The 9,944-nt window shown below is 70.0% G+C and carries 10 protein-coding genes; 1 reads left to right on the top strand and 9 read right to left on the bottom strand.

Features of this window, described 5'->3' with window-relative positions; genetic code table 11:
* The 4 genes from B082_RS0129560 to B082_RS0129575 all read right to left on the bottom strand — a co-directional run.
* A partial coding sequence (locus tag B082_RS0129560) for an adenosylhomocysteinase (protein WP_018555413.1) occupies window positions 1–785 on the bottom strand: 785 nt, incomplete at its 3' end.
* 50 nt (window positions 786–835) lie between these two features.
* Entirely contained in the window at window positions 836–1,819 is a 984-nt protein-coding gene (locus tag B082_RS0129565; protein WP_018555414.1) for a carbohydrate kinase family protein, read from the bottom strand.
* 69 nt (window positions 1,820–1,888) lie between these two features.
* On the bottom strand, window positions 1,889–3,097 hold the full coding sequence (gene metK / locus B082_RS0129570; RefSeq protein ID WP_018555415.1) for a methionine adenosyltransferase: 1,209 nt from the start codon (window positions 3,095–3,097) through the stop codon (window positions 1,889–1,891).
* Window positions 3,098–3,300: 203 nt separating this feature from the next.
* Window positions 3,301–4,473 carry an aminotransferase class V-fold PLP-dependent enzyme gene (locus B082_RS0129575; RefSeq protein WP_106435563.1) on the bottom strand — a complete coding sequence of 391 codons (1,173 nt, stop codon included), beginning with the start codon at window positions 4,471–4,473 and terminating at the stop codon, window positions 3,301–3,303.
* Between the two features lie 347 nt (window positions 4,474–4,820).
* On the opposite strand from B082_RS0129575, the gene B082_RS0129580 reads away from it, so the two are divergent.
* Window positions 4,821–5,054, top strand: coding sequence for a hypothetical protein (locus B082_RS0129580; RefSeq protein WP_018555417.1), 234 nt, complete (start codon window positions 4,821–4,823; stop codon window positions 5,052–5,054).
* Window positions 5,055–5,181: 127 nt separating this feature from the next.
* On the opposite strand, the gene B082_RS0129585 is transcribed toward B082_RS0129580, so the two are convergent.
* The 5 genes from B082_RS0129585 to B082_RS40460 form a co-directional block, all read right to left on the bottom strand.
* Complete coding sequence (locus B082_RS0129585; RefSeq protein ID WP_018555418.1) at window positions 5,182–6,435, bottom strand: helix-turn-helix domain-containing protein; 1,254 nt, start codon at window positions 6,433–6,435, stop codon at window positions 5,182–5,184.
* A 356-nt stretch (window positions 6,436–6,791) separates the two neighbouring features.
* Window positions 6,792–7,637 (bottom strand): metallophosphoesterase family protein, encoded by an 846-nt coding sequence (locus B082_RS0129590; protein ID WP_018555419.1) that lies wholly within the window; start codon window positions 7,635–7,637, stop codon window positions 6,792–6,794.
* Between the two features lie 162 nt (window positions 7,638–7,799).
* Window positions 7,800–8,621, bottom strand: coding sequence for an AfsR/SARP family transcriptional regulator (locus tag B082_RS0129595; protein WP_018555420.1), 822 nt, complete (start codon window positions 8,619–8,621; stop codon window positions 7,800–7,802).
* 216 nt (window positions 8,622–8,837) lie between these two features.
* The gene (locus B082_RS36975) at window positions 8,838–9,683 is read right to left on the bottom strand and encodes an AfsR/SARP family transcriptional regulator (RefSeq protein WP_078622687.1); all 846 of its coding nucleotides are present in this window, start codon (window positions 9,681–9,683) and stop codon (window positions 8,838–8,840) included.
* A gap of 136 nt (window positions 9,684–9,819) precedes the next feature.
* Window positions 9,820–9,944, bottom strand: a 125-nt coding sequence (locus B082_RS40460; protein WP_018555422.1) for a carboxyl transferase domain-containing protein, incomplete at its 5' end; no start/stop codon positions are given.

Raw genomic sequence — 9,944 nt, forward strand, 5'->3', positions numbered from 1 at the left:
ACGGCCGTCTTGCCGCCGATCAGCACGTCCGTGGCCCGGTTGATGCCGTCGATCAGCGAGTGACGGCAGCCGTACTTGTTGTCGAACTTCGACTTCGTCACCGCGTCGTTCACATTGATCGCCGGGAACAGGAGCGACCCCTCGCGGTGCATCTCGTAGAGCCGGTGCACACCGGTCGTGGTCTCCTCGGTGACCCCACGGATCCCGGAGGCGAGGGCCGTCCAGTCCAGGCCGCTGTTCTCCAGCACGGCGCGGACGACGGCCAGTTCCTCGTTGTCGGCGGTGGGCAGCTCGCCCGTCTTCCGGTACTCGACGCCCTTGTGGACCAGGAGGGTGGCGTCGCCGCCGTCGTCCAGGATCATGTTCGGACCCGTGTGGCCGGGCCAGGTCAGGGCCTGCTCCGTGCACCACCAGTACTCCTCCAGCGTCTCCCCCTTCCAGGCGAAGACGGGGACACCCGCCGGGGCGTCCGGGGTGCCGTCCGGGCCGACCGCGATGGCGGCCGCCGCGTGGTCCTGGGTGGAGAAGATGTTGCAGGACACCCAGCGGACCTCGGCGCCGAGCGCGACCAGGGTCTCGATCAGCACCGCCGTCTGCACGGTCATGTGCAGCGAGCCCATGATCCGGGCACCGGCCAGCGGCTGGGCGGCGGCGTACTCCTCGCGGATCGACATCAGACCGGGCATCTCGTGCTCGGCGAGGGTGATCTCCTTACGGCCGAAAGCCGCGAGTGAGAGGTCGGCGACCTTGAAGTCGGTGAAGGCGACGTTCGGCTGAACGGGCATGCGTGCTGCTCCTCGGGTTCTGAAAGGTCTGGTGGGTACCGCGTCACCGCTCACGGCATGTCATGGAGAGCCGGTGCGATCTCCTGGGCGGCCTCGCTCCCGTAGGCCCGCGAGACCGTGGCGAGCAGGGCGTCACGGTCGAGGCCGTACGCCTGCGAGCCGACGGCGCCCAGGGCGGAGGCGGCGGTCACACAGCCGAGCCGGGCCGCCGCCTCCAGCGGCAGCTTCGCGCTCACGGCCGCGAAGAAGCCGGCGCGGAACGCGTCACCGCCGCCGGTCGGGTCGGTGACCTCCGTGCCGGGCACGGCCGCGACCGTACGCGTCGCCTCGTTCCTGCTGTCGATCCGGGCGCCGTCGCCGCCCAGGGTGGTGACCCAGGTGTCGACGCGTTCGAGCACGTCGTCGCGGGTCCAGCCGGTGCGCTCCAGCAGCAGGGCGGCCTCGTACTCGTTCGTGAGCAGCCACCGCGCACCGGAGACCAGCTCGCGTATCTGGTCGCCGTCGAGGCGGGCGAGCTGCTGGGAGGGGTCGGCGGCGAAGGGAAGGCCGAGCTGGCGGCACTCCGCGGTGTGCCGGACCATCGCCGCAGGGTCGTTCGGGCAGACGAGGACCAGGTCGGGCCGGTCCCAGGCGCCGACCAGCTGCCACAGGTCGATGTCGCGGGCCTCTTCCATGGCACCCGCGTAGAACGAGGCGATCTGGTTGGCGTCCTCGTCGGTGATGCACATGAAACGGGCGGTCTGCCGCTCGGCGGAGACCCGCACGGCTCCGGTGTCGACGCCGTGCTCCTTGAGCCAGACCTCGTACTCGGCGAAGTCGGTGCCCACGGCCCCGACCAGCAGCGGACGCAGGCCGAGGCTGCCCAGACCGAAGGCGATGTTGGCCGCGACCCCGCCCCGGCGCACGTCGAGCCCGTCGACCAGGAAGGAGAGCGAGACATGGGCGAGCTGATCGGGGATCAGCTGGTCCGCGAACCGGCCGGGAAAGGCCATCAGATGGTCCGTGGCGATGGAGCCTGTCACCGCGATACGCACATTAACTCCTGAACTCCTGTCGGGCGGCCCGGAGCCGGGCCGCGGCGAAGACGTGGCCCGAGCGGCCGGTCAGGCCCCTGCGGCGGCATTGAGGGCGGCGGCCCGGTCGGTGCGCTCCCAGGCGAAGTCCGGCAGCTCCCGGCCGAAGTGGCCGTACGCGGCGGTCTGGGCGTAGATCGGGCGGAGCAGGTCGAGGTCGCGGATGATCGCCGCCGGACGCAGGTCGAACACCTCGGAGACGGCCTTCTCGATCCGCTCCTGGTCCACCGTGCCGGTGCCGAAGGTCTCCACGAACAGGCCGACCGGCTCGGCCTTGCCGATCGCGTAGGCGACCTGGACCTCGCAGCGGGCGGCGAGGCCGGCGGCGACGACGTTCTTGGCCACCCAGCGCATCGCGTAGGCGGCGGAGCGGTCCACCTTCGACGGGTCCTTGCCGGAGAAGGCACCGCCGCCGTGCCGGGCGTAGCCGCCGTAGGTGTCGATGATGATCTTGCGGCCGGTGAGGCCGGCGTCGCCCATCGGGCCGCCGATCTCGAAGCGCCCGGTCGGGTTCACCAGGAGCCGGTAGGCGTCGGTCTCCAGCTTGATGTCGTCCTCGGCGAGCTGCGCGAGAACGGCCTCCACGACGTGCCGGCGGATGTCGGGCACGAGCAGTTCGTCCAGGTCGATGCCGGCGGCGTGCTGCGAGGAGACGACGACGGTGTCCAGGCGGACCGGACGGGTGCCGTCGTACTCGATGGTGACCTGCGTCTTGCCGTCGGGGCGCAGGTAGGGGACGGTGCCGTCCTTGCGCACCTCGGTGAGCCGGCGGGACAGGCGGTGGGCCAGCTCGATCGGCAGGGGCATCAGGTTCGGGGTCTCGTTGGTGGCGTACCCGAACATCAGGCCCTGGTCGCCGGCGCCCTGCTGGTCGAGCTCGTCCTCATCGCCCTCGACCCGCTTCTCGTACGCGGTGTCGACGCCCTGCGCGATGTCCGGGGACTGGGCCCCGATGGACACGGAGACGCCGCAGGACGCGCCGTCGAAACCCTTGGCGGAGGAGTCGTAACCGATGTCCAGGATCTTCTCGCGCACGAGGGTCGGGACGTCGGCGTAGGCACGGGTCGTCACCTCGCCGGCGATATGGACCTGGCCCGTGGTGATGAGCGTCTCGACGGCTACGCGCGAGGACGGGTCCTGCCGCAGCAGCTCGTCGAGGATGGCGTCACTGATCTGGTCAGCGATCTTGTCGGGGTGGCCCTCGGTCACGGACTCGGAGGTGAACAGGCGACGGGACATGGCTCTCCAGAGGGGTGCGTGGTCGGACGGTGGGCGTGCGCGGGCTCACCCCGCACGTTCCGCGGCAGCTCGGAGTACTGGAGCAGCCGCCGGTCACCCGAAGGTGCGCACGGCGATCGCGCCTCCCACCGTCGTCCGCGGCGCTTGAGAACGGTTCGAAGGGTGCTCGACCCGGCCGGGGACGCCCGGCCGGGTGCGTGCGCTCAGCTGCCGACGAGGGCGATGCGAGCGGGGTCGGTCCTCGGGACATCGCGGCGCGGCCTGATCTCGGCCACCACCGCGGCCAGGGCCTCGGCGAAGTCGTCGATGTCCTGCTGCGTCGTGCCCTCGTCCAGCGAGACGCACAGGGCCGGGGTGGCGGTCGCGTGCCGCGCGAGCAGCGGCGTCTCGTCGGCCACCGTCTTGCGCACCGCCACCCCCCGCTCCGCGAGACCGCGCCGGATGAGCGCGGCGGACAGCTCCGGGTGGTGGAAGGCGAGCATCGCCGAAGGGCGCCGGCCGGGTGCGAGCAGTTCGACGCCCGCCACCCCGGCGACGGCCCCGCGCAGCGCGGGGATCAGACCCTCGTACGAGAGGGCCGGCCGCGCGGCGCGGTGGGACAGGACGGAGGCGAACGCGGCGACCGCGGCGGTCGTCGGCACGGGAGAGGCGAGGGCGGCCGCACGCGGCGCCTCGTCGGCCACCTCCGCCCGGGACAGCGCGTCGCGCAGCCTCGCCGACACGTAGGCGAAGCCCACCGAGCGCGGGCCGCGCAGGAACCGCCAGCCGTCGCCGGTCAGCAGGTGGCAGCCGATGTCCGCGATGTCGACGGGCAGTTGGCCCAGTGAGTACGCCGCGTCGACGGCGTACAGGCAGCGGTGCGGGGCGAGCAGGCGGCCGATGTCCGCGACCGGGTTGACGATGCCCCGGTTCGCCGGGACGTGGGGCACGGAGACCAGCGCCACGGAGTCGTCGATGTGCGCGCTCATCCAGTCGAGGTCCAGGTCCCCGTCGGGGCGCAGCGGGACGACCTCAAGCCGGCAGCGGGTGCGGTCGCGCACCGAGCGGAGCGTGGCGAGGTGAGCGGCGCTCTCGTAGGGCGTGGTCCAGACCCGGTCGCGTTTGCCGAGCGCGAGACCGGACACAAGCGCGTCGAACGCCGCCGCGCCGCCCGTGAACAGTTCGGTGTGCCCGTCGGGGGTGTTGAGCAGGCGTTCGAGCCGCTGGTGGACCTCGCCGTGGACGAGGTCGCCGACCCGTTCCTCGAGTTCGTGAGGCCCGAAGCGGTCCTCCACACGTACGCATTCGGTGAGGACCGTGCGGACCGGGTCAGGCATACGGCCCTGACCTGCCGTGTTGAGGTGGATCATCTCCAGGCCCTCCCCTGTGCCAGACATTGCCAACGTGGTTGGCAATACATTGCCTACAGAATGGAGAACTTGGCAATCCACGCTCCAGCAGCGCTCTAGTCCGGGCGTTCCGGCACAGCACGCCATGGGCGGCTCATCAAGGGGAAGTCAGCCGGTCTCCCGTTGCCCGCGGAGCCGTAATTCGGCTGTCTCCGCAGGTCACATGCGGAAAGCAGGACAGGTCACGGCGAATGCCGGGAGGGCGCTCCAGTTATCGGTTTGCCGGGCTCCAGGGATTCTTGAGCACATCCCGAGCGGAATCCAAGGCACAGTTGTCAATCTTCTTGCCAAGGAGTTGCACACACAGGCAGAACCGAGTCACAGAGGAGTCAGTCATGAAGGGTCTCGCCCGCGGACTGGTCGTCACCGCCACGCTCACCGCCGCCCTCTTCACCGCGGCAGGCGTCTCCGCGGCCGACATCGGCTGGCCCGTCGCCCCGTCCACCACCGACTCCGCGGCGGACATCGGCTGGCCCGTCGCCCCGACCACCACCGACTCCCCGACCGGCGACATCGGCTGGCCCGTCGCCCCGAACGGCGACATCGGCTGGCCCGTGGCCGGCGCGTGACGGGCGGCGGGCAGCACTCGGCACCCCGCCCCGCGTCACAGCGGGACGGAGCGGAGTTCAGAAGGGGTCAGCCGGAATCAGCGGGGACCGGCGGAGATCAGCCGGGACCGGCCGGGATCGGCGGAGGTCAGGCGCTGTCCGGCTCCTGGACGAGCCGGGGCGACGGCAGCACGGGCGCGGCACGCAGCTGGGTGAGCGCCTCGGCGAGAATGCGCCAGATCTCGGCGGCCAGGTCGATGTTCCCGCTGGCCTGCGCCTCTTCGGCCAGTGCGCCAAGGCCCTGGACGCCGCTCTCGTCCCCCTCCAGCACACTCAGCTGGTAGCGCAGGACATCGAAACGCACCCGGTCCCGGTACGTCATCAGCTCGTCCCTGGCCAGCCCGGCCAGCAGCGTACGGGCGTCGTCGTAGCGGCCGGTGACGAACGCCAAGTCCGCCTTGAGACCCGCCATTTCCTGGTCCAGCGCCTCCGTGCGGACGAACACCAGGGCTGCTTCCGCCTCGGTGATGCGGCGCTCCGCCGCCGCCGGGTCGGCCGGAGACCTCTGCAGATACAGCCGTCCGGCCGCGATCCGCAGCCGGACCCACAGGGTCAGGTCCACGGCGCTGGAGAATCCGGCCAGCGCCAGTTCCAGGATGTGCTGCGCCCCCGCGTGATCGCCCTGCCGCACGCGCACGGCGGCCACCGTCCACAGCGCCTCCGCCCACAGGGTGTCGGAGCGCCCTTCGACCAGCTCCGCCAGTTCGTCGGCGTGGACACGCGCGTCGGGCAGCCGGCCCGCCTCCGTCTCCACGGACGCCAGGGCGAGCAGCACGGCGGCCCGGTCCTCGACGCCCAAGTCCGCCTCGCAGGCCAGCCGGTGGGCGTCCTCACTCATGACAAGGGCGGCCTGGATCTCGCCGACGGACCGTAAGCAGCGGGCCAGCCGGGTCAGGCCGCGCACCCGCAGCTCGGGCAGCGCGACCTCGTCGCCCAGGCTCACCAGGTCCTCCAGGTGGGCGCGCTCCCCCACGTGGTCGCCCTCCAGCCGGTGGGACTGGGCGAGCAGCCACAGGGCCTGCCAGCGCAGGGCCGGCGACTCGTGGCTCTCGGCCGCGTACGCCTCGCGCAGGACGTCGATGGCGGTGCCGGAGCCGGTGGAGGTGGCCAGCGTGAGCGCGTGCGCTAGCGAACCCGCCGCCGGCTCCTCGAATTCGGAGGGCTGCAGGCCGAGCCGCTCGGCAAGGTAGGCCACCGCGCGCTCGGTGGGCTGGCGTCCCCCGGATTCCAGCCGGGAGAGGTACCCGGTGGACATGCCCTCGCCGGCCAGGGCCGTCTGGGACAGGCCGCGGGCCAGGCGGATCTTCTTCAACCGGCTTCCGAATGCGGGCTGTCGCAGCATGGACCAATTCCTCGGAGAGCAGCGGTCAGGGACGCGTACACGAGAGGAGCGGCCGCGGAGAACGAACGGGCGGGCCGGGGCCTCGGTCGGACATCGAGCCTACGGCCGCTGACAACATCCGGGCAAACGTTTGCCAGACTCCGCGACCGGGTCTCCGGCAGGGCTCACGCGGCCCTTCGTCACTGCTCAAGTCTCGTTCGACCGGGCCCCGAGTGGATACCGAGCATTTCGAGGCAGAATGTCGAGCAGCCGTGCCGAGCGCATGTCCTCACAGGGGGAGTCGCTGATGAAGTGCCTGGTGACAGCGTCGGGGCCGGAGAAGTCCGATGACGACATCGGCTGGCCGAAGCGGTCGGTCAGCTCCGGGGCAGGATCCGGCGCGGTCCGACCTCCGGATGGCCCGGACGACGCCACTCCCGTGGGTAGCCGACCGAGACCTCCTCGAAGCGCACTCCGTCGTACCAGGTCGTGCGCGGGATGTGCAGGTGCCCGTAGACCACGGTGTGCACGGAGAAGCGGGTGTGCCAGTCGGCCGTCAGGTCGGTGCCGCACCACTGCGCGAACTCCGGGTAGCGCAGGATGTCGGTCGGCTGCCGTACCAGCGGATAGTGGTTGACGAGGACGAGCGGAAGAGCCGGGTCTGCCTCGGCGAGCCGGGCCTCCGTCGTCTTCACCCGGGCCCGGCACCAGGCGTCGCGGGTCGGATAGGGGTCCGGGTGGAGCATGAACTCGTCGCTGCACACGACCCCGGACTTGTACGCCAGGTCCAGTGACTCCTGTTTGCCGGCGGCCTCGGGCACCCGGAAGCTGTAGTCGTACAGCAGGAAGAGCGGTGCCACCGTGACCGGGCCGCCGGGACCGGTCCATACGGGGTACGGGTCCTCGGGAGTGACCACCCCGAGGCCGCGGCACATCTCCACGAGGTGGTCGTAGCGCTCCACGCCCTTCAGCTGGAGCGGGTCCTCGCGGGGAGTCCAGAGTTCGTGATTGCCCGGAGTCCAGAGCACTTTGGCATAGCGGCCGCTGAGCAGGTTCAGCACCCACTCGATGTCATGGGCCATCTCGCCGCAGTCGCCGGCGACCACCAGCCAGTCGTCGTCCGATTCCGGGCGCAGCATCCGCTCCACGAGCGTTCGGTTGTCCGAGAACGCGGCGTGCAGGTCGCTCACGGCCCAGAGGGTCGCATTCTCCCGGTGCTGCATATAATGTGACCTTTTCGTCGTTTCCGGTATCGCTCCAGCCGTACACGACTACTGTCGCCCAGGATGAACGGCACCGGGCACCCCGGCCCGGTGCGCGATCCGGACCCGGGCCCTCCATGTCCTCCCCCGACGGGACGGGCCCGGGTCGGGGCGCGTCCGGTCTCAGGCGGCGAACAGATCGAACGTCGACGTCCGCCGGGGTCCCGACAGCACATCGAGCAGCGGGTCGACCGCCAGCATCGCCTGGTGCAGCCGCTGCAGTTGCGGCGAGGGCTCGACGCCCAGCTCCTCGATGAGCCGCGTGCGGAGCCGCCGGTACACATCAAGTGCGGAACTCTGCCGGCCGGAGCGGTAGAGGGCGACCATGACCTGTGAGTGAAGCCCCTCGTGGCGTGGGTGACGGGCGGTCAGCTCCATGAGTTCGGCGATGAGTTCCGTGTGTCGGCCCATCCTCAGGTCCGCGTCGATCCGACGCTCCACCGCCACCAGACGGCTCTCCTCCAGCCGCATGGCCTCTATCTCAAGGACCGGGCCGAGCCGTACGTCCACGAGCGTCTGACCGCGCCACAGGTCGAGGGCGGAGCGAAGACGCTCGGCGGCCAGCGCGTTGTCACCCTCCTCGAAGGCGATCTGCCCCTCACGCGCCAGTTTCTCGTAGACCCGGACATCTATATTCAATTCCGGTATCTGCAACAAGTAACCGCCGTGCCGAGTGGCCAGCACATCCTTCACGCCGTCACGAGAATCCGGACCCATTGCCGTGCCGAGTCTTCGGCGCAGCTGGAGAATATAGGTCTGCAAGGTGGTGAGTGCACTCTGCGGCGGATTCGAGGCCCAGATCTCCTCCATCAGCGTGGGTACCGGCACCACTCGGCTTGGATAAAGCGCAAGCAATGCCAGGATCTGGCGGGGCTTGCCGGCCGTCGGAACGATCGACCCGCCGTTGACCTCGGCCGACAACGGCCCCAGAAGCTGAACCCTCATTCCGCCCTCCCCGTTGGCGTCCGCTCGCCCATGGCCTTGAGTGGCCAGAAAGCTGCGCTGGGAAGCAAGCTATCGGGTCAGGACCCACCGAGTGTTTTTCTCCAGCGACTCTGTAGCGGACTTCAAATAATTCGGTTTACGCAAGCTCTCGGTCTTTCATTTCCCATGGCTCTTCCGCCGGAAAGAGCCGACCTGTAGCGGAATCATTGCGCTGCGTCAGCTGATCGGCACTGCTCCCGCTCCGCCCAGCGGCAGCACGGAGCCGTTGAGGGGGTTGCGCCCGTCGTCGACCGGGGTCGCCAGCAGGGACTTGTGCAACCGCGCGAGCCTGGCCGACGGCTCGATGCCCAGTTCGTGCACCAGGGTGTTGCGCAGCCGCCGGTAGAGCCCGAGGGCCTCGCCCCGGCGTCCCGACCGGTGCAGTGCGATCATGAACTGGGCGTGCAGGTTCTCATGGGTGCGGTAACGGCTCACCAGAACCGTCAGCTCGGCCAGCAGTTCGCGGTGGCGCCCCAGCCTCAGGTCCGCGTCGATGCGCTGGTCGAGGGCGCACAGCCGGGTCTCCTCCAGCCGCTTGACCTCCATGCCCAGCTGCCCGCCCGTCTGCACCCCGGAGAAGGGCGATCCGGTCCACAGCTCCAGCGCCTGCCGCAGGGTTTCGGCGGCCCTGGGGTAGTCGCCCGCGTCCATGGCGCGGTATCCGATGCCGGCGAGCCGGTCGAACTCCCGTACGTCGCTGACCCCGTCGCCGCTGACGAGCATGTAACCGCCGGGGGCGGTCACCAGGACGTCCTTGGAGGTGCGTGCAGGACGGTCGGCGGGGTCCTTGAGAAGGGCCACAGCGATGAGGTCGCGCACTTGGAGCACGTAGGTCTGGAGAGTCGTGCGGGCACTGCGCGGCGGCTTGTCCCCCCACAACTCCTCGACAAGGACCGACACGGGCACCACCTGGTCGGCGTGCAGAGCCAACAGAGCGAGAACCTGACGTGGCTTCGGCGCGGTGGGGGTGATGGACACCCCGTTCTCACGCACCTCCAGCGCACCCAGAGCATCTATGTCCACGCAGCTCGCCTCCCTGACTTCCCGTCCTGTGTGCACAAGGCTCACATTAAAAAACAGCACAGGCGGTTTGTCAATCGACCCGTAACGCCCAACCCCCTTGAGACAAAAGGGGTTTCGGGTGATGTTTGACCCTGTATTACTGGGGCGGGTTGCCGTGTTTTCGAGACGGCAGGTCGGCGTGCTTGGAGCGGAGCATCGCGAGCGAGGCGATCAGGACCTCGCGGGTTTCGGCGGGGTCGATGACGTCGTCCACGAGTCCGC

The organism is Streptomyces sp. ATexAB-D23 (assembly GCF_000373645.1).
Lineage (GTDB): Bacteria > Actinomycetota > Actinomycetes > Streptomycetales > Streptomycetaceae > Streptomyces > Streptomyces castrisilvae.